The organism is Streptomyces sp. NPDC048473 (assembly GCF_043200155.1).
GTDB lineage: Bacteria > Actinomycetota > Actinomycetes > Streptomycetales > Streptomycetaceae > Streptomyces.
Map to the genome: position 1 here is coordinate 1 of NZ_JBICXE010000042.1, position 17,836 is coordinate 17,836.

Below are 17,836 nucleotides of genomic sequence, written 5' to 3' on the forward strand. Positions count from 1 at the left end.
CGTCCGATCCGAGAGCGTCACCCTTCACCCCTACCAAACCTGACCGGACCACCACCAGGTTCTCGGCCTCCCTTGACTACCAATAGGAGCATCAGACGATCCACTTTCGCAACAGGCCCTAGCTGGGGCTGACGAGGGCCGTGCACGTCGGCGCAGCACCCTTGTCCCGAAGCATGAGGTGCAGAGACCATGAACCTGCCATGATCTGGCCATGCCATTGACGCGACCCCGGCTCATCGCCGCCCTGCCCCTGGTTCTGCTCGCCGTCATGGCTGCAGGGTGCGCCGATCCAGCGGCCGATCCCCGTGTGGGCGGTCCGGGCATGGCGAAGTCCTCGGCCGAACCCAAGGGCTACTGCCCGCTTCCCGAGGAGCGGCGGGCGACGCCGTCCCCGTGCATCACGCTCGACTGGAACCAGCGTGTGGCGGAGAACCACGCCTACCGCAGTCCGCTGCCGATCACCACCGAGCAGAAGCAGCAGGCTGCACCGCGGGCGAAGGCGCTGGCCGCAGCCCTGAGGAAGCTCGAGGACACCGGGACCACGGAAGCCGGCCTGCGCGCCGCAGCCGGCGATGCCCTGGGGCTGCGGCCGGAACAGATCGAGATACAGGGACACCGCTTCGCCCCACTGCGCGAGGTGCTGGTTGGCGGGGGCGAAGGCCGGGTGTGTGTCAACGGCACAGTCGACAGCATCGGGCAAGCCGAGGCGGAAGCCGTCGGCCGCACCGCCGACGGCACCTGCCTGCCGGGCCTGGGCGGACACTGACAGCTGAAACCGGCGGGGCGGATACCGAGGGCCGGGGCCGGCCCTCACGAGACTTGTTGGCCCATCTGCGGCGGGAACGGGTGGTCCCACTCCGGGGGCACCCGAGCAAGATTCGCTGTCACAGGACGACATGACACTGCGTGACCGACCGACAAGAATTGGATCAGAGCCGTATCTACTGGCCGCCGTCACTGCCACGGCACTGCCGTCATTTCTCCTCACATTCGCGGGCCAGTTGATCACCAACTGCACGCACGGTTTGAAGCGGCGGGGACTGGAGACGGAGCATCAGCCACCGCGCCGGTCGCGACCCTACTCAGGGGCAAGTGCTAGGGGGTCTCTGCTCGCGGCGGGTGTGCCTGGCCACTCAGGGGCGGCACGGTGTAGCTGAAGAACCGGAACTGCTGGTTGTACAGGCCGTGGCAACGCCATTGCCAGACGTCGGCGCCGTCGTCGACGGAGTACTCGGCGACGTCCACGCACTTCTCGCTGTTCTGGTTCTGCAGGGAGAACCAGCCATCGCCGCGGTCGATGAAGCGCCAGCGCTGGTTGCTTGTCGGACCGCACTGCCACTGCCAGATGTTGCCGCCATCGGCGGTGGAGAACTCGGCGACGTCGAGGCACAGGCGGCTGCCCTCGTTGACGACGATCCACCAGCCGTCGCCGACGTCCTGGAACTGCCAGAGCTGGTTGTCGTTGCCGTCCAGGCGGCAGGCCCACTGGTGGACGTCGGCGCCGTTGGCGTGGGAGCGCCCTTCAACGTCGACGCACTTCTTGGAACGCCTGTTGATCAGCTGGACGTAGCCGTCGGGCGGCACCACCGCACCTGCTGCGGGGGCTGTCCTGGCCGGTGCTGCGGCCGACGCCTGCGGCGCCGCGACGGCGCCCGCCAGGGTCAGGACGGCGGTGGCCGCCAGTGTCGTGAGCTTGCGCGTACGGTACATGTGGTCACTCGCCCGTCGTCCGCAGGACCTCGGTGTCGGTTGCTATGTCAAGATCCATCGGCCTTCGAACGCCCGTTTAAACCGGGCGAATCGGGTGAGTCGCGGCGAGCGGCTCTGACACGTTGGTACGCGCTGCCGCGTTCGGCGGTTGCGGCAGCCGCGGCTACGTCGTCGGCTGGGGGACGCTGTGGGTGGTTGCGCCTGATCACCTGCGGCAACACCGCACCCGACGGAAGCAGCGTCCGCCGCCCGCCCGCCGGCAGCCCGTACGCCACAGAGGAGACGCGCTACCTCCGCGTGCCCTGGATGTGGAAGTCCCACCACCGCATCCCCCGCGAGCTCACCGCCCTCCAGGTCCTCCACCTCGAATCCGACGATCCCGTCCCCCTGCCCGGGTACGCCGCCCCGCTCGTCGTCGCCCACCTCGCCTACCGCCGCAGCCAGGGCGCCACCGACACCGACCCGCTGTTCATCCACGACAAGCCCCCCGGCCACAGAAGCACCGAGCCCCACCTGCGCGAAGCCGTCATCCGGACCTGCCACCGCATCCACTTCAACCCGGCCTGGCTCCACCGCTCCCACTGCCCCCACGGCGACGAGACCGCCCACGACGCCGCGGCCGCCGGGAGGATGCACTACCGCGGCCTCGACCTCATCGCCCTCAGCGATGACGTACGCAGCCGCCTGTGAGTAGGCGGCAGTGGTCCACGCCGTGGCCGCGCGAGTTCAAAAGCGAAGGCCCCCGCCGACGCCGGGACGCAACCCAGACTTCCCACCTGATCAAGCGGCGCCTCCTGGCCGCCGGGATGACCGGCTGGCAGCTCGCCGACCTCCTCGGCGTCCAGGAGCACCAGATCGACCTCGAAGAACTCCCCGACCTGCCCGTCCGCGTCCTGCTCGAACTCGCCCGCCGCCTCGACATCCACCCAGCCGACCTGATGCCCGGCTCCGACGAACTCTTCGAGCGCCCCCGCCGGCGTCAGGTCAGCGACCGCCGCCCGGCCGGCGCCGAACACGACGCCCTCACCGTCATTACCGCACTCGCGTACGCGGACGGGCCCCTCATCACCGACGACCTCGCGCTCGCCCTCTCCTGGTCCCGGCCCCGGCCCGACGCCGCCCTCGCCTACGTCCGTACCCACCCCGGCACCGGCGGTGCGTTCGTCCTGCGGCACGTCCCGCCCGAGGCGTACACCGTCACCCCGAGCCCGGACGTCCTTGCCCCGCATCAGGGCGAGGCCGTCGCCGAGCGGAAGAACCCCTGGGCTGGTGTTGATGAGTTTGGGAGGCACCGGGCCTCTTGCCGGGGCAGCATCGGGCTGCTTTTGGTGAAAGGTGCTGGTCATGCCGCAGATGCCGAAGGTCGGGCTGTACGCGGCGATCGGGCGTGACCATCGAGGCGGCATGTCGATGCGGGAGCTTGAGCGCAAGCACGAAGTGATGTGGCGGACAGTGCGGAAGGCACGGGATTCGGCCTGGCCGGAGCCACGCGAGAAGCTGCCGCCCCGGGCTACCGCTCTGGATCCGTACAAGCTGGTGATCGACGGTTTCAGGGGGCGGGGGAGGGCCGGGTCCCCTGCCGTGGCTACCGTTGCCCCAGCACCCCACCGAACCGACCCCGGAGAATGCCCATGTCCATACCCCTCGGCGAGGACGTGGTGGCGCTGCTGCGCCGCCCCAGCACCTGCTACATCGCTACAACGATGCCCGACGGCTCGCCCCAGCTCACCCAGACATGGGTCGACACCGACGGCGAGCACATCCTGATCAACAGCGTTGAGTCGCATCAAAAGACCCGAAACATCGCGCGCGACCCGCGGGTAGCCATCGCGGTCGCCGACCCCTCGGAACCGGCCTCCTACGTCCAGATCCGCGGCCGTGTGGTGCGTGTGACCACCGAGGGAGCGGTCGACCACATCGAGGCGCTCGCGCAGAAGTATCTCGGCGGGCCCTACCCATGGTTCGGCGGCCGCGACCAAGTCCGGGTGATCTATGTCATCCAACCCGAACGGATCAGCAGTCCCCGCGGCTAATGATCGTGATGTCTAGGTCTTCCATCCCCGCCCCACACCTTTGAACAGGCAACGAAATGTTCGACGGGACAACCTACCGATCGGCAGGTTCAGCGACATCGATCAGCCCTCATTGAGACCGGACACGTGCCTTCTCCTCGTACATTCACGAGCCGGTTGATCACCAACTGCCTCTTGGGCGTTTTGACCCGGTTGACGTGGCCTTCGACGATGCCTGAGCTCCAGTGAAGGGTGAGTCCGGCGGCAACGGCGTCGAGGTCCTGGCGGAGGAAGCCAGCAGACCCGCTCATTGGTCTGGGGGCGTCCTTCTCGGCCTGTCGGATCCAGTCGAGCAGGAAGGGACCGCGACGGTTGCGGACCAGGTCGGTGAAGGCTCGGGCCAGGTCGCAGGCTCGGGTGATGTCCGGGCAGGCGAGACGGACTTCGAGGAGCCGTTCCTGGTGCTGGTCCCTGAGGGTTTCGCCGGGCCTCATGATCCAGCCGGTGATCTTGCGGGGGCTGGGGATGTCAGCTCGCACGGGTTCGGCGTTGCCGGTGCGGAGGGCGGCGAGGTGTCTGCGGACGACCTGGCGGCTGCCACGGTAGCCGCGTTCTCGGATTTCGAGGAAGAGGCGGCTGCCGCTGACTTGGCCGAGGGCCTCGGTGAACCGGGTGTTGAGGTAGGGCTTGAACGGCTCCAGTACGCCTGCCGGGCGGCGTTCGTGGGAGGAGGCGAGACTGGTCGAGGTCGGTGTCGCGGAAGTGCCTCACGGTCTTGCGATCGAGGTTCAGGCGCCGGGCGATGGCACTGATGGTTCAGCCGGCTGCCACGAGGCGGTGGACGTCCGCGTGCCGGTAACGGGTCCGCTCGATGATCTGCGTCCGGGGCAGTTCATACAGGGGAAGCTCCACCAGCGGTGGCGCGGCAGGTATGCGGGCGGTGTCCTCGTCGGCGTGTTTGCGCAGGCAGGCGCGGTGCTGGTGGCAGGTCTTCTCCACCGCTGCGGCCAGGTTTTGGAGCAGGTGCCAGCGGTCCGCGACTTCGAGGGCGTGCGGTGCGGCTTCTTTGACCGCGCGGGTGTAGGCGCTGGCCCGGTCGCGGCAGATGATCTCGGCGCCGGGATGGTCGCGCAGCCAGTCGGCGAAGGTCTCCGAGGTGCGGTCGGGGGACATCGACGACTTGGCCGGCTTCCACGTCGACGAGGAGGGTTCCGTAGGTGCGGCCCTTGCGGAAGGCGAACTCGTCGACGCCGAGGACTCGCGGGGATCGTTCCGGCACCGGTGGAGATTGCAGCAGTTCAAGGAGCCGGCTGCGGCCCGCGGTGAGAGACATCTTGCGGCACAGCCGATCACCGGGGCGGCCGCCGAGCTCGACTGCAACCGCGTGAAGCCACTGCTTCAAGCCGAGGCTGGAGCGGCGATAGCGTTCGCTCAGCCCACCGACCTGCTCGACGAACGTCTTCCTCCGACAGGAGGAGCGGTTGCAGAAGAATCGCCGCACTCGCAGTCTGACCTGCAACTTCTTCCCCGTCAGCGGCCGCCCGGCCAGGCCGCGTTCATGCGAAGAGTGCACGCGGTGGGTGCGAGCTCGGCAGCTGGGACATCCCGGTGCCGGCCCGCATGCCACCGCCACCACGACCAGAGTCTCCGCGGTGAAGTCCACCCGCTCCAACCGCACATCGATTTCCGGGAACAGCACATCTTCCAGCGAACAGACCCCCACAGCTGAGAGATCCCCCGACGAAACGTTCCTGCACACATCTCGCTGACCTGGGGATTCACGGAACTCCGGACAGAACCAATTTCAAAGAGTCTCATCAGGGACCGTGCTGGACGGGCGCTACCCGGCTCGTTGAGCCGATAGGAGCGGGCGGGTTCGGCCAGGTCTGGAAGGCGCACGATCCCAAGGTCGACCGCCTGGCCGCGGTCAAGGTCCTCGCCGTCGACGGCAGCGCGGATACCAGTCGTCAGGTCGCCCGGTTCGCGCGCGAGGCCGCGGTCGCCGTCGGCCTGTCCCACCCCCGTGTTGTCACCGTCCACGACTTCGGCTCCACAACGCACGACGGGCAGCTACTCGCCTACTTGGTGATGGAACTCTTGCCCTGGCAGACCGCTGAGCGCCGCGGTGGAAGAGGGCCGGCTGGCTCTGCCCAGAGCCTTGTACATCGCGGCCTGTGTCACGGACGCCCTGGAGGCTGCGCACGACGCGGGGTTGACGCACCGGGACATCAAGCCGTCCACACGGTCAAGAAGGCCCGCGTCGAGCACCTCTACGCCATCGCCGACGACGAGGTCCTGCCAGAGCCCGGCGAACCCGAGGTCGTGTTCTGCCTCGACGAGTTCGGCCCGCTCAACCTCCAGCCCCACCCCGGCCGTCAGTGGGCCGAATGCGGCGGCAAGGGCAAGGACCCCGACCGCGAACCGCGCCCGCGCCGCCGCGCGACCTACACCCGCCCGCACGGGGTCCGGCACCTGTTCGCCGCCTACGACCTGGGCAAGGACCAGCCCTACGGCCACATCAAGAAGACCAAGAACCGCTCCCAGTTCCTGGAGTTCGGCCGCTACCTGCGCTCCCTCCACCCCGCCGACAAGCGCATCGCGATCGTCTGCGACAACTACTCCCCGTACCTGGCCACCAAGCGCTGCCGCCGGGGCGCGGACTGGGCCGAGGCCAACAACGTCGAGATCGTCTACACCCCGACCAACAGCTCCTGGCTCAACCGGATCAAAGCCCAGTTCACCGCCCTGCGCTACTTCACCCTCGACGGCACCGACCACGCCAGCCACAAGGAGCAGGGCAGCATGATCCGCCGCTACATCATCGGGCGAAACCGCCACGCCGACGACACCCTCCCCCAAGCTCTCGGCTTCGCTCGAGCAGGGGGTGCCCCCTTCGTCGGGTCGTCGCCCGCGCCGGCGTGGCTTGACCAGCGACTGCCCGAACGACCAGCCCTTACGACGTGGTCCGCGATTGAGGCCCCGACGTGTTGGCCGGTGAGCGGAGCGGTCCGATACCAGCGAGGCGATCGCGCGGTGGGTTTCGGCGTAGTCCTCGCGTCGGGTGGTGTAGCGCTGGAGCGGGCGCCACTGCCGCAGTTCGGCGTTGGTGTGCTCGACGCAGATCCGGGCCGAGGACTGCCGGCGGCGCATTTCTTGCCATGCGTAGTGCTCGCCGGGCGGCGCGTCGTCTTTCGGCTTCTTCGGTGGGGCGCTGACCTGATCGGGGAATGCGTTGGCCAGGCCCCGATAGCCCTCGTCGACCTCGGCTTTCACCACCGGGTGGAGCCGGAACTGCTCCGTGATGCCCTCGGTGCGCGCGGCAGTCTGGTCGTGCATGCGACCGGGCCGGTTCGCGCCCGACCACAGCAGACGGCCCTGTCCATCGCTGACGGTGGTGGTCTTGATTGTGTTCTGTTTCCTCTTGCCTGATACGAAGGCTCGTCGTCCTTGCTGACCGGCCTTCGGGCGGCGAACCTGGGTCTCGGCGCCGTCGATTCGTAGACGGATCCCCTCGGCCTCGGCGTAGGCGAATGCATCCGCCAGGGTGCGCAGCCTGACGCCGGGGCGGTCGGGGACGGCGAAGCCACGTGCGGCCAGCAGCGGGCGGATCTCGCTGATGGCCCGGGAGATCGTGGAGCGGGCTGTGCCGTACAGCTCGGCCAGCGCGACGTGCGGGAGCCCGGTGCGCAGATGCACCAGCGTGACCAGCACGCGGTCGGTGAAGACCAGGTCGTGCTTCGGTCCGGCACCAGCGTCCCGCTGCCTCTCGGCACCACGTCGCTCACGTAGTGCAGACTCACACCGGGCGAGCCACGGGCCTGCCAACTCCTCAATCAAATCCCCGAGATGCGCACGGGAGACGCCGCTGAAGGCAGGATGAGACAAGGCCGCACGAACCCATGGAGACGACACATTCGATGAACTCGTACGGTCCGTTTCAGGTCACGGGTGCGTCCGCCCGGTCTTCGGTCGGCAGAGGTAGAACAGCTCGGGATCACCCTCATCGAGGCCGTGGAGAAGGCCGGCCGGGCTCCATCCGGCTCTTTGGAGCAGTCGCTGCATCGGCTGGTTGGAGATGTTGGCCGAGGTGAAGAGCTTCGAGGTCGTGCACGAGGCAGCCACGGCGTCCAACAACCGATGACCAACGCCTCTGCCGCGGGCCGATGGGGCCACCATGAGCATTGTGACGAAGCCCTGCTCGAAGAACGTGTACTCAACCACGCAGTAGCCAAGCAGGCCAGACACGTCCTCTGCTACGACCACCAGGCCCTGCTGGCACCATCTTCGGATGCTCGCCTTTCGCCCGACGTCACCTTCGACCGCGACCGAGTCGATCTCAACCAGCGCGTCCGACTCTGACTCACTCGCGCTGCGCACAACGAACTCGCCGAGGTCTACTGCATCGTCCATGAGCCCATGCTCTCAGTTCGCCCTGTAGGCCCGCCCTGCTCCCGGTCCTCTATCGCGGGCCAGGTCGTTAGCCCGCGGTCTTGGTTTTGATCAGCGGCGCGTCCCGCGAGAGCTCCCGGAACCCGAGGCCGTAGTACAGCCCGCGCGCCTCGGGATGCCCTGGCGCACCCAGGCAGACGACCGTCGCATGAGTGGCCCCGGCCGCCCGCGCCAGATGCATCCCGTGCAGCATCATCGCCCTTGCCAACCCGAGCCGCCGGTAGTCCGGATGCGTTCCGACCGGCTCGAACTCGACGGTCTTGTTCGCCTTGTCGAGCCACATGATCGTCGAGGATGCCATTGTTCCGTCCGGCGCCTCCACCAGGACGTGAAGGTCGCCGCGATAGGCCGCCGTCTGCCGGACATCCTTGTAGCTTTGGGCCCTGTACGCCGAGGGAGTCCAGGCGTCCACATGGGCCCGGACCGCGGCCTCCGGTCCGGCCTCGTCGGCGGTGCGGAACCGGAATCCGGCCGGCAGCACCGGCCGCTCCACATCGGTGAGGTCCCGCTCGTTGAGCTGGGTCCAGTCGCCGGTGTCACCGAGCGCCTCCACGTCGGTCTCATAGCCGTGCGCCGCCCATCGCTTCAGGGCGAACTCCTCGGCGGCCGTCGGCAACACCGTGCGCTCGAGGCCGGCCGCCACACCGTCGTACCACTCGATCACTTCGTCGACCAGTTCGGTGTGGTCGGGATGGACCTGATAACTCAGAGAGGCGCCGGTGACGTCCGTGACCGACCCGTCATTGCGCCTCACCTGGCGCGGAAGAAAGGCCCAGCCCCACGCCACCAATTCGTCACCGAAGAACCACAGCCGACGCGGCCAGGTTGCGCCGTAGGGGGTGTGCCCCTGGCCCCAGATCCAGGCCAGCTCCCCGTACGAAGCGCCGGCGCTGATCAGGTCCGGGCGGGTGGCGGTGACGCGCTGTGTCAGACCCTGCATGAGTGGTATGTCCGCGGCGGTCAAGAGCTCGACGTCCGTCATGGTGCGCCACTGTGCCAGGGCTCTGCAAAGCCGTCGAACCGTTTTCCGGGGCCGCCGACCGCAGCAGCCAACAGTGCAACGCGCGAAGTGCGTCGTCGCGGCGGCCGAGCCGATGGCAGGCCGGGCAGCCGTGTTCCTCAATTAAGCCGACCTACCGCGGACATCAACCGACGCGCGTCACGACCTACAGGGCAAACGTTGCCTGATACGGCATTAGTACTCCAGCCGGATTTCTTCATTAGTACTGGTCAACGGCTTGGGTGTGGGGAGTGTAGCGGGCTGGGACGGGGGTGGGGCGGTCTTTGCGGGGTCGTCCCACGAACGTGTGGCCGCGCTGCTTGTAGTGGCAGTGGCGGGCGCGTGCTTGGTGGCGGCGACGCCAGCGGGACCACGTCATCGCGTGATTGCGGTCCGGAGCGTGGCGGCGGGGTCCAACTGCCAGCAGACGTCGAATCTCAGCCGGTGTGAGGTCCACGAGGTCGGGCGTGTCCCGCTCGGTGCCCCCTTTTCTCGTTCCTGGCCGGCCAGGACTGCGAGGAAGGCATGCGCGAGCATCGCGAGTGTGATGTGCCTGTACCAGCCCACGTAACGGCGGACTTCGTACTGGTCCAGGCCGCATTCGTTCTTCGCGCTCTGGAAGCATTCCTCGACCTTCCAGCGGCAGCCGGCGACGCGTACGAGGTCGGCGACGGTGGCTTCCAGGGGTGCGCTGGCGAGGTAGTAGGCGATCTGGTCGGGCTTGGCGATGCTTCGGCGGGCCAGCATCCAGCGCTGCCGGGTGGGTTCGTCGTCGTCGAACTCCCACACGGCCGGCAGGCGGGCTGCGGCCCAGTCGTAGATACGCTCGCCCTTCGCACCGCTTCCTGCGGACAGCCGCTGCCATGCTTCGGGCGGGGCCTGGCCGATGAGGTGGTCGATGCGTGGGCCGTGGACCTGCTGGGACTTCGGGACGGCCACGACGTAGGAAAGGTGGTGGCCTTCGAGGAAGCGGCGGAAGTGGGAGTCCTGGCCGTAGGCGGAGTCCGCGGTGACCCAGCCGATAGGCAGGGGCGAGGCGAGGGCCCGCAGGATGATGGCCCTCGCCAGTTCGCCCTTGGTGGCGAAGACGCGGTCGTCGGGGACACGGGCGGCCCGACAGCGTTCGCGGTCCTCGGTCCAGGACTTGGGCAGGTAGAGCTCACGGTCGACCAGGGTGTGGCCGCGGCCAGTTGCGTAGGCAGCGAAGACCCCGATCTGGCAATTCTCGGTGCGGCCTGCGGTGCCGGAATACTGGCGCTGGACACCGGCGGAGGTGGCGCCCTTCTTCACGAAGCCTGTGTCGTCGATGATCAGCACGCCGTTGTTCGCGCCGAGGTGCTCGGCGACGTAGGCGTGCAGGTCGTCGCGGACCTCGTCGGCCTCCCAGCGGCTCCGGGACAGGAGGTGCTGCAGCCCGTCGGGGGTGGCGTGGCGGCGTATTCGGCGAGCTGCCAGCCGTTCTTGCGGCCCACCGGGCCAAGAAGCCCACGGACGTAGTCTCGCATCCGTCGCCGGGATTCCACGCGGGCAAAACGTCCTCCGATCCGCAAGAGCAACTCAGCAAGTCCCTCGTCCCACAGGCCCGTTGGTGCATCACTCATGCGAGCGGGCTGCCCGGAACGTTGCCACGGCAAGCAGCACGGCCACACGTTCGTGGGACGACCCCGCAAAGACCGCCCCACCCCCGTCCCAGCCCGCTACACTCCCCACACCCAAGCCGTTGACCAGTACTAATGAAGAAATCCGGCTGGAGTATTAGTACTCCAGCCGTAGATGTGATCTTCATGGTTAGAGGGTTGCCCGGTGGCGGCGTCAGGCTGATCGTAGGGTGCCTGGGTGATCGAGATACCAGAGGCGTTCGTGCGGAGCACCATCGATTGCGAGGGAGAGCGCGGGGCGGTGTGGCTCGCCGAACTGCCCCGGACTGTGGACGACCTGCTGAGGCGCTGGGGGTGTGTGCCAGACGGCGAGGTCATGCACGGGGGTGTCGGGGTCATAATCCTGGTGCGGCGCAGGGCTGAGGGGCCCGCGGTGCTGAAGGTGTCGTTCCCGCATTCGGGTAACGTCCATGAGCCGGATGCGTTCTCGGCATGGGGTGGGCGCGGAGCTGTCCGACTGCTCGATCGCGACGACGAGCGGTTCGCGATGCTGCTGGAGCGGGCCCGAATGTCGACCCTGGCGGAGGTCGAGGACTGCGACGAGGTGGTGACGGTCGCTGGGCGGATCAATCGTCGCCTGGCCATCCCCGCGCCGCCCGGACTGCCCGGGCTACGGGATCAGGCCGATGCCTGGGAAGAGCAGTTGCACAAGGATGCCGGGAAACTGACGCACACAATGTCGCGTGACGTGGTGGAGGCCGCCGTGGCGACCGTCGGTGAGCTGGCTCGCGTCCAACCGGACATCCTCATCCACAGGGATCTCCATCCCAGGAACATCCTGCGTGCGGACCGTGAGCAGTGGCTGGCTGTCGACCCCAAGGGGTACGTGGGAGACCCCGCTTACGATGGCGGCACGCTGCTCAGGTCCCTCGCGTTGAGGCTCCTCGAATCGAACAATCTGCTCAAGGCAGTCCGCCGCACCCTGGACATCTTCGCCGAGGTCGCGGAACTCGATCGAACGCGTCCGGCGTTGGGCCCAGTTCCACGCTGTCCAGGCAGCGTTCTGGGGCTGTCGCCACGGCCGTATGGCCCGCAGCGGATCGCGCTTGGATTGGCGCACCGAATTCGCAGACCGCCTCGCGGAGTTGCTGGCGACGCGCTGATCCGTGATCTTGGTGCGGCATGACATGGGAAGGGGTGCGGCACCGGTGATCATCGGTGTGTGAATACCGAAGATCCCACGGCGGCCGTGGGTGACTGCGTAGTACCCAAGCGCTGGCAGACGATGTTCGAGGGCGTGATGGACCGGATCGCGGGCCGTTTCGCCCGCGTCGAGCCGCGTCTTCGAGCGCGGCAGATGGTGCTCGGGCTGCTGGCGAACCTGCCACGCAAGAACTGCTGGACGATTGCCGAGCGCACCGGGGACGCCACCCCGGACGGGCTGCAGCACCTGCTCGGCCGGGCCAAATGGGACGCCGACCTCGTGCGCGACGACCTGCGCACGTTTGTGCTGAGCACGTGGCTGACGACCAGGCCATCCTGGTGGTCGACGAGACAGGTGACCTGAAGAAGGGCACCCGCACTGTCGGCGTGCAGCGCCAGTACGCGGGTACCGCCGGCAGGGTCGAGAAAGCGCAGGTCGCCGTCTACCTCACCTACACCTCCCGCCACGGCCACGCTGCCATCGACCGTGCGCTGTACCTGCCCAAGTCCTGGACCAGCGATCCGCAGCGCTGCTGACAAGCCGCCATCCCTGACAAGGTCGGCTTCGCGACCAAGCCACAGCTCGTTCTGCAAATGATCGAACGCGCCCTGAACGCGGGAGTCCCGGCCGCATGGACGGCCGGCGACGAGGTCTACGGTGACAACCCCAAGCTCCGCGCCGCTCTGGAGAGCGTGGGAGGCGCCGGGCGCTGGACGGGGTGCTTCGCCTCTTCCAGGTCGGCCGGGGAGCGGAGCATGCCTGCGAGGTGGCGCATCGCTGAGTCGAGCCGGTACCGGTCGTCGGACAGGTTGGCGAGGAACCCCTTGCGCTCGAGTTCGGGCGTGGCGGCGCGGCAGCCCTCGGGTAGATGGGAAGGTATCTGCCCGTGGAGCTTGGAGGAGCTGTGGGTGGCCAGGAACAGGGCGGCGAGCCGGGTGCGGTCTGTGGGGCCAGGGAAGTATTTCCCACGACAAGGCCGCCCGGGATGGATCCGGAGGTGCGGCGTGTGGAGGCAAGCCATGGCCCGTAAGGGGTGGCCGTCGGCATGTCGGCACGCTCTTGTGCGCTGTCGAAGCAGGATCAGTGTCCGCGGACGGCTGTTCCAGCGCCGCCGCCAGGCAGGCCGCACGCGTTCACGAGACCGAGGAGTAGTTGTGTCCCAACAGGGCAACATTGCCGCCCAGACCGCGTTCGGTGAGGCGGTCAGTACCGGAAATCTCGACGCCCTCACCAACCTGGTTGCTCCCGGATCGATCGACCATGACCCCGCCCCTGGGCAGGTGCCCGGCCCGGAGGGGTACCAGACCATGTTCCGCGAACTCAGGGGTGCCTTCCCGGATCTGAGAGTCGAGGTCGAGCACCTGGTGGCCACTGATGATGAACTCGCCTTCGCCTACACCATCAAGGGCACACACCGCGGCCCCCTGCACGACCACGCTCCGACCGGGAAGACGGTCAGCTACCGCGGCATGCAGATCAGCCGCTTCGAGAACGGCAGGCTCGTCGAACGCTGGGGAAGCAGCGACGAACTCCGCATGATGCAGCAACTCGGCCTCGCCTGAAACCGGGCGACACCGGTCAAGGAGGACACCTTCAAGCGCCTTGCTCTCGCCGCCGAGGGCTACTGTCTACTGGCAGGTTGCAAGCACCGCGCAGCGCACGGTGCTCCCCCGGGGTGTATCGGTCTTTCGAGGTCCGGACGACGCACCATCGAACTCTCCGCCTTCGTGCGCGCGCTGCTCACGATCGAGCTTGGCGACTTCGGGCCGGTTACCCGACTTGCAGCGGAGACCGCAGCGACCCTCGGCGACCGGCATCCAACATAGGACGGGCACGGGCGCCTGCGCGGGGAGACTGTCGAGAAGGGCGATTCCTTAAGGGACGTGAGAACGCGCTGCAGGCAGGCTTTGGCGCCCGCTCCACGCTCGTGTCGTTCAGCGTCAGGTCATGCGGGCGACAGGCCGGTGGTGTCCAGGTCCAGGTTGAAAGGGTCCGGCAAGCGCAGCACCGTGCCGAACGGGTGGGGGCCGTCTGCGCGGGTGTAGCCGGAAACCAGCGGGTTCGCGGAATCTGAACGCTGGTGTGTGCCGAACCTGCGGGTGGCGGTGGCTCCGCGAGGGGAAGGGCGCTCGGGTTCAGCCCGATGAGGGAGGCCCGAGTGCCTGTTTTCGAAGCCCTGGCAAGTCTAAGCTCGGCGGATGACCTTGGAATGGGAACAGGTAATTGTTCACTAGGTAGATCCGGTGGCCTTGGGGCAGTGGTGGGCTACGGCTCTTGGTTGGGTTGTGGTCCACTCCTCTGATGAGGAGTTCGAGATCCGCCCGGAGCCGGATCGCCTGCCGGGGTTGGACTTCGTCCGGCTTGATGAGAGCAAGAAGGTTAAGAGCCGACTGCATCTCGACTTCAGGCCTGATGGGTCTGCTGCAGGGTTGGGTGACAGGTTTGGTCACGCGGCCAGGAGGGCCGGTGTGGTCATGACGGTTTCGTATTCGACGGGGGTCAGCCGACCGAGTGAGGCTTGTCTGCGGCGTCGGTGGTAGGTCCGCTCGATCCAGGTCACGATCGCGATCCGTAGTTCCTGGCGGTTGGCCCACTTCCGTCGGTCGAGGACATTCTTCTGCAGCAGACTGAAGAAGGACTCCATGGCCGCGTTGTCGCCTGCCACCCCGACCCTCCCTGTCGAGCTGGCGATCTGGTGCCGGCCGAGCGCTCGGACGAACTTCCGGGACCGAAACTGCGACCCGCGATCGCTGTGCAGAACACAGCCGGCGACGTTCTCACGTCGGGCAACAGCGTTGTCCAGGGCCGCGACGGCCAGAGGGGACTTCATCCGCGAGTCGATGGAGCAGCCCACGATCCGCTTGCTGAAGACGTCCTTGACCGCACAGAGATACAGCTTCCCTTCTCCCGTGACGTGTTCGGTGATGTCGGTGAGCCACAGCCGGTTCGGTCCGTCGGCGGTGAAGTCCCGGCGGACGAGGTCGTCGTGCACCGGCGGGCCGGCCTTCTTGATCCTGCCGCGCTTCTTGCCGAACACGCTCCACCAGCTGTTGTCCCGGCAGATCCGCCACGCGGTCCGGTCGGCCATGCCGGCTCCCACGCTGCGGGCTTCGTCGGCCAGGAAGCGGTAGCCGAACTCCGGGTCCTCGCGGTGGGCGTCGAACAACGCGTTCGCGCGAGCGGCCTGCTCGAACTCGGCATCGGTCACCGGCCGTTCGAGCCGGCGGTAGTAGGGCTGGCGGGCGAGCTTGAGGACCCGGCACGTGACCGTGACGGAGATTCCGTCCGTGGCCAGCTCTTTCACGAGCGGGTAGATCCTTTTCCCGGCAGGTTCGCCCGGGACAGGTAGGCCGCGGCCCGGCGCAGGACCTCGTTCTCCTGCTCCAGCAGCTTGATCCGCCGACGCGCATCCCGTAGCTCCGTGCTCTCCTGACTGGTCGTTGCGGGCTTTGTGCCGTCGTCGATGTCCGCCCGGCGCATCCACTTCCACAGCGTCATCGCGTGGACTCCGAAGTCGGCGGCCACCTGCTCGATCGTCACGCCCGGGCCGCGGTTCCTCGCGACCCGTACGACATCCTCGCGGAACTCTTGCGGATAAGGCTTGGGCACAGCGACATCCTTCCCACCCGCCCCACAGGGCAAGCCAGATCAGATGTCACCCGATCGTGCGGCAGACCCACAAGTCCGGGTAATCGCGGACAGTTTCACCGCATGGGTTGAAGGGCTGCCCAAAACACTGGCGAGCTGAGTGCCAACCCCGACCGCAAAGGGCTCAGAACCTGTTTTCAGTCCGTCCTGCCCGGCCACGTGGGGAGGCCCATCAGCTGGCGAGGGGCGGACTGTCAGACGTGAGCACTAGCGTGTGCCGCTATGGCTGACATCTTTGAGCTCATGCTCACGCTGGACCTGCGCGACGAATTGTCGGAGGAGGAGCTCGCCGAGCTCCGATGGCACCTCGGACTGGGCCCCCAGCCGGAGGTCCTCTGTATCGTGACCGAGTTTCCGTTCGTGGTGGAGGATGATCGCGGGGAACTCATCATCGAGGATCGTCCCGAGTCTCTTCTGGGCCGCCACGGCGAGGCGTTCACGGTGGAAGGGGCACTTGTGTCGGTCCTGCTGCGCAGGCAGGACACCCGGCATGATGCCTGGGCTCTGACCAGCCGGCAGGAGATTCACCCCGACGACTTCGAGCGCACTGGCGAACTCCTCAGCTGGCTCGCTGCCAAGGCTGGCGATTTTCACCGACGCCCCGATGGCAGCGTCAACCTGGGATGGACCCGGTTCTATGAAGGGCGCCAGTGCGAGCCGCTGGTGGTGCGTGACGGTGTGGTCATCTGGCCGTCGTAGCTGGGTACGCTCTGCTGAGGTGCCGGTCCCGACGTAGCGTGGAGGCATGAGCGACGGTGGTGGGGGCGCGGTGGCCCATGCGTCGCTCCACAAGGGCTGTAGGTGCCGGTGCCTGAACCGACTCGGCTCAGCGCCGGGCCGTTACGCCGACAACTCGTCGGGTTCGGCGGTCGAGAGGACTGATCAGGCGGCTTCTGGCACCACGTAGCCGTGGGCGACGTCAAGGCGTTCGGCTGGACAGGTCTTGCGGCGGGTGAGCCGTCGGGTCATGAGCGTGATCGCGGCCCATGTGATGAGTGATTCGCTCATCTCTGGCAGGCGTTCATGGTCGCGGCAATGACGGCGGGCCGCATGATCCACGACCATGAACGCTCGACTACCCAGCGCCGCGGGAGCACGACGAAGCCCTTGACGTCCGGCGGGCGCCGCACCGTCTTGATGGTGATGTCGAGGTACTTCTTCGCCCAGGTCACCAGCTTCCCGCCGTAGGCGGAATCCGCCCAGACGATGGTGATCTCGGGGTGCATGAGGGCGAGCCGGAACAGCAGCTCCTTGGCGGGGGCGCTGTCGTGAAGACCCGCGGGGGTGACCATGACCAGCAGCACGAGCCCGCGGTGGTCGCAGACCATGTGCCGTTTCATGCCGTTGATCTGCTTCCCGCCGTCGTACCCTCTCGTGTCCTTGCTGACGGTCTCGGATGCTATGACGCTCTGCGAGTCGATGATGACCGACGCCGCGCGGGGCGTTTTGCCAGCGGCGAGGCGGATCTGCCGGCGGAGCTGGTCGCGGATGTGGCCGACGATCCCGGCTGCTGCCCAGCGCCGGGCGTATCCGTAGTTCGTCCGCCAGGGAGGGTAGCCCGCCGGCATCGCGCGCCACTTGATGCTGTTATCGACCAGGTAGCGGATGCCATCGACGATCTCCCGGCGGGGCCACTTCTCCGGAGCCCCGCCGCGCGGGGTGGTGCAGGCCGCAGGCGGCAGCAGGGGTTCGAGTAGGGCCTATTCGGCGTCGGTCATGTCGGAGGGATAGCGGGGCTGACGCATCAGATGGGTGGGGCCCGGCCCGGGCGGGTGGGGGCTCGGGGCAGGGCCCCCGGCCTCCTCCACCGGTGGCCGAGCCCCCGGCGGGTATCAGCGCGGTGGCCGGGCGGCCATCGCGAGGTTCGACTCGATCGCCTTCATCTGGTCGCCGAGGTAGGCGGCCCAGGCGCTCTTGGGGAACAGGGCAAGGTGCGGGCCGATCGTGCCCGTGATCATCCGGCGGAACTGGGTCAGCTTCTCGCTGATCCAGGCCCGCCCCCATTCCTCCAGCTCGTCCTCGCTCGCGCAGAAGTGATAGTCGAGGTCCCTGGTCCAGATCACCGGCGGGCCAGCCGCACTCCGCGCACAGATCACGCAGCGCGCCCAGCCCCGCCGCGTCTGCCAGCGGCTCAGCTCGCACGAGCCCATATCCGCACACCATCGAGGACAAGCCCTCCTCCATCATGTCGATCCCCGCCAGGGCCTGACCGACG

14 protein-coding genes and 9 pseudogenes are annotated in these 17,836 nt (G+C 67.6%); 11 read left to right on the plus strand and 12 right to left on the minus strand.

Annotation, left to right across the window (positions count from 1 at the left end):
• The first annotated feature begins 211 nt into the window (after positions 1 to 211).
• Positions 212 to 766 carry a precorrin-3B C(17)-methyltransferase gene (locus tag ACGFU7_RS38825; RefSeq protein WP_393702525.1) on the plus strand — a complete coding sequence of 185 codons (555 nt, stop codon included), beginning with the start codon at positions 212 to 214 and terminating at the stop codon, positions 764 to 766.
• A gap of 329 nt (positions 767 to 1,095) precedes the next feature.
• Here ACGFU7_RS38825 and ACGFU7_RS38830 read toward each other — a convergent pair whose 3' ends face one another.
• Entirely contained in the window at positions 1,096 to 1,710 is a 615-nt protein-coding gene (locus ACGFU7_RS38830; protein ID WP_393702527.1) for an RICIN domain-containing protein, read from the minus strand.
• Between the two features lie 195 nt (positions 1,711 to 1,905).
• On the opposite strand from ACGFU7_RS38830, the gene ACGFU7_RS38835 reads away from it, so the two are divergent.
• The 3 genes from ACGFU7_RS38835 to ACGFU7_RS38845 all read left to right on the plus strand — a co-directional run bounded on the left by ACGFU7_RS38835 (position 1,906) and on the right by ACGFU7_RS38845 (position 3,743).
• Entirely contained in the window at positions 1,906 to 2,400 is a 495-nt protein-coding gene (locus tag ACGFU7_RS38835; RefSeq protein WP_393702529.1) for a hypothetical protein, read from the plus strand.
• Positions 2,397 to 3,101, plus strand: coding sequence for a hypothetical protein (locus tag ACGFU7_RS38840; protein ID WP_393702531.1), 705 nt, complete (start codon positions 2,397 to 2,399; stop codon positions 3,099 to 3,101). Before ACGFU7_RS38835 ends, ACGFU7_RS38840 begins: the two co-directional genes overlap by 4 nt.
• A 240-nt stretch (positions 3,102 to 3,341) precedes the next feature.
• Positions 3,342 to 3,743, plus strand: coding sequence for a PPOX class F420-dependent oxidoreductase (locus ACGFU7_RS38845; RefSeq protein WP_393702532.1), 402 nt, complete (start codon positions 3,342 to 3,344; stop codon positions 3,741 to 3,743).
• 89 nt (positions 3,744 to 3,832) lie between these two features.
• Here the strand turns inward: ACGFU7_RS38845 and ACGFU7_RS38850 are convergent, their stop codons facing one another.
• The 3 genes and pseudogenes from ACGFU7_RS38850 to ACGFU7_RS38860 form a co-directional block, all read right to left on the minus strand.
• The gene (locus tag ACGFU7_RS38850; RefSeq protein ID WP_393702533.1) at positions 3,833 to 4,261 is read right to left on the minus strand and encodes a transposase; all 429 of its coding nucleotides are present in this window, start codon (positions 4,259 to 4,261) and stop codon (positions 3,833 to 3,835) included.
• Between the two features lie 277 nt (positions 4,262 to 4,538).
• Positions 4,539 to 4,895 (minus strand): transposase, encoded by a 357-nt coding sequence (locus ACGFU7_RS38855; protein WP_393702534.1) that lies wholly within the window; start codon positions 4,893 to 4,895, stop codon positions 4,539 to 4,541.
• Between the two features lie 367 nt (positions 4,896 to 5,262).
• Positions 5,263 to 5,481 (minus strand): annotated as a pseudogene (locus tag ACGFU7_RS38860) (hypothetical protein); the annotation flags it as partial.
• Between the two features lie 479 nt (positions 5,482 to 5,960).
• Between ACGFU7_RS38860 and ACGFU7_RS38865 the strand changes: the two are divergent.
• Positions 5,961 to 6,569, plus strand: a pseudogene (locus tag ACGFU7_RS38865) (transposase); the annotation flags it as partial.
• A gap of 153 nt (positions 6,570 to 6,722) precedes the next feature.
• Here ACGFU7_RS38865 and ACGFU7_RS38870 read toward each other — a convergent pair.
• The 4 genes and pseudogenes from ACGFU7_RS38870 to ACGFU7_RS38885 form a co-directional block, all read right to left on the minus strand.
• A pseudogene (locus tag ACGFU7_RS38870) lies at positions 6,723 to 7,634 on the minus strand (transposase family protein); the annotation flags it as partial.
• A 30-nt stretch (positions 7,635 to 7,664) separates the two neighbouring features.
• Positions 7,665 to 8,132, minus strand: coding sequence for a GNAT family N-acetyltransferase (locus ACGFU7_RS38875; RefSeq protein ID WP_393702535.1), 468 nt, complete (start codon positions 8,130 to 8,132; stop codon positions 7,665 to 7,667).
• 67 nt (positions 8,133 to 8,199) lie between these two features.
• Positions 8,200 to 9,153: a GNAT family N-acetyltransferase gene (locus tag ACGFU7_RS38880; protein WP_393702536.1), complete on the minus strand. Its 954-nt coding sequence runs from the start codon at positions 9,151 to 9,153 to the stop codon at positions 8,200 to 8,202.
• A gap of 393 nt (positions 9,154 to 9,546) precedes the next feature.
• Positions 9,547 to 10,772 (minus strand): annotated as a pseudogene (locus ACGFU7_RS38885) (IS701 family transposase).
• 235 nt (positions 10,773 to 11,007) lie between these two features.
• Between ACGFU7_RS38885 and ACGFU7_RS38890 the strand changes: the two are divergent.
• Positions 11,008 to 11,932: pseudogene (locus ACGFU7_RS38890) on the plus strand (aminoglycoside phosphotransferase family protein).
• 137 nt (positions 11,933 to 12,069) lie between these two features.
• Positions 12,070 to 12,671: pseudogene (locus ACGFU7_RS38895) on the plus strand (IS701 family transposase); the annotation flags it as partial.
• Here ACGFU7_RS38895 and ACGFU7_RS38900 read toward each other — a convergent pair.
• Positions 12,626 to 12,994, minus strand: coding sequence for a hypothetical protein (locus ACGFU7_RS38900; RefSeq protein WP_393702597.1), 369 nt, complete (start codon positions 12,992 to 12,994; stop codon positions 12,626 to 12,628). The pseudogene ACGFU7_RS38895 and the gene ACGFU7_RS38900 sit on opposite strands and share 46 nt — an antisense overlap.
• Before the next feature lie 133 nt (positions 12,995 to 13,127).
• Here ACGFU7_RS38900 and ACGFU7_RS38905 point away from each other — a divergent pair, with 133 nt between their 5' ends.
• From ACGFU7_RS38905 to ACGFU7_RS38915, 3 genes and pseudogenes are all read left to right on the plus strand, one after another.
• On the plus strand, positions 13,128 to 13,535 hold the full coding sequence (locus tag ACGFU7_RS38905; RefSeq protein ID WP_393702592.1) for an ester cyclase: 408 nt from the start codon (positions 13,128 to 13,130) through the stop codon (positions 13,533 to 13,535).
• An 18-nt stretch (positions 13,536 to 13,553) separates the two neighbouring features.
• Positions 13,554 to 13,799: pseudogene (locus ACGFU7_RS38910) on the plus strand (DUF6420 family protein); the annotation flags it as partial.
• Between the two features lie 417 nt (positions 13,800 to 14,216).
• Positions 14,217 to 14,444: pseudogene (locus ACGFU7_RS38915) on the plus strand (VOC family protein); the annotation flags it as partial.
• Here ACGFU7_RS38915 and ACGFU7_RS38920 read toward each other — a convergent pair.
• Positions 14,420 to 15,582 (minus strand): IS3 family transposase gene (locus ACGFU7_RS38920; RefSeq protein ID WP_393702538.1). Its coding sequence is split into 2 segments (ribosomal slippage): positions 14,420 to 15,295 and positions 15,298 to 15,582, totalling 1,161 coding nucleotides; the frame shifts between segments, so codons are not numbered across the junction. The pseudogene ACGFU7_RS38915 and the gene ACGFU7_RS38920 overlap by 25 nt on opposite strands.
• Positions 15,583 to 15,843: 261 nt before the next feature.
• On the opposite strand from ACGFU7_RS38920, the gene ACGFU7_RS38925 reads away from it, so the two are divergent.
• On the plus strand, positions 15,844 to 16,320 hold the full coding sequence (locus ACGFU7_RS38925; RefSeq protein ID WP_393702540.1) for a hypothetical protein: 477 nt from the start codon (positions 15,844 to 15,846) through the stop codon (positions 16,318 to 16,320).
• A gap of 249 nt (positions 16,321 to 16,569) precedes the next feature.
• On the opposite strand, the pseudogene ACGFU7_RS38930 reads toward ACGFU7_RS38925, so the two are convergent.
• Together ACGFU7_RS38930 and ACGFU7_RS38935 are read right to left on the minus strand one after the other, a co-directional pair.
• Positions 16,570 to 17,306 (minus strand): annotated as a pseudogene (locus tag ACGFU7_RS38930) (IS5 family transposase); the annotation flags it as partial.
• Positions 17,307 to 17,453: 147 nt separating this feature from the next.
• Positions 17,454 to 17,684 (minus strand): hypothetical protein, encoded by a 231-nt coding sequence (locus tag ACGFU7_RS38935; protein ID WP_393702542.1) that lies wholly within the window; start codon positions 17,682 to 17,684, stop codon positions 17,454 to 17,456.
• Between the last annotated feature and the right edge of the window lie 152 nt (positions 17,685 to 17,836).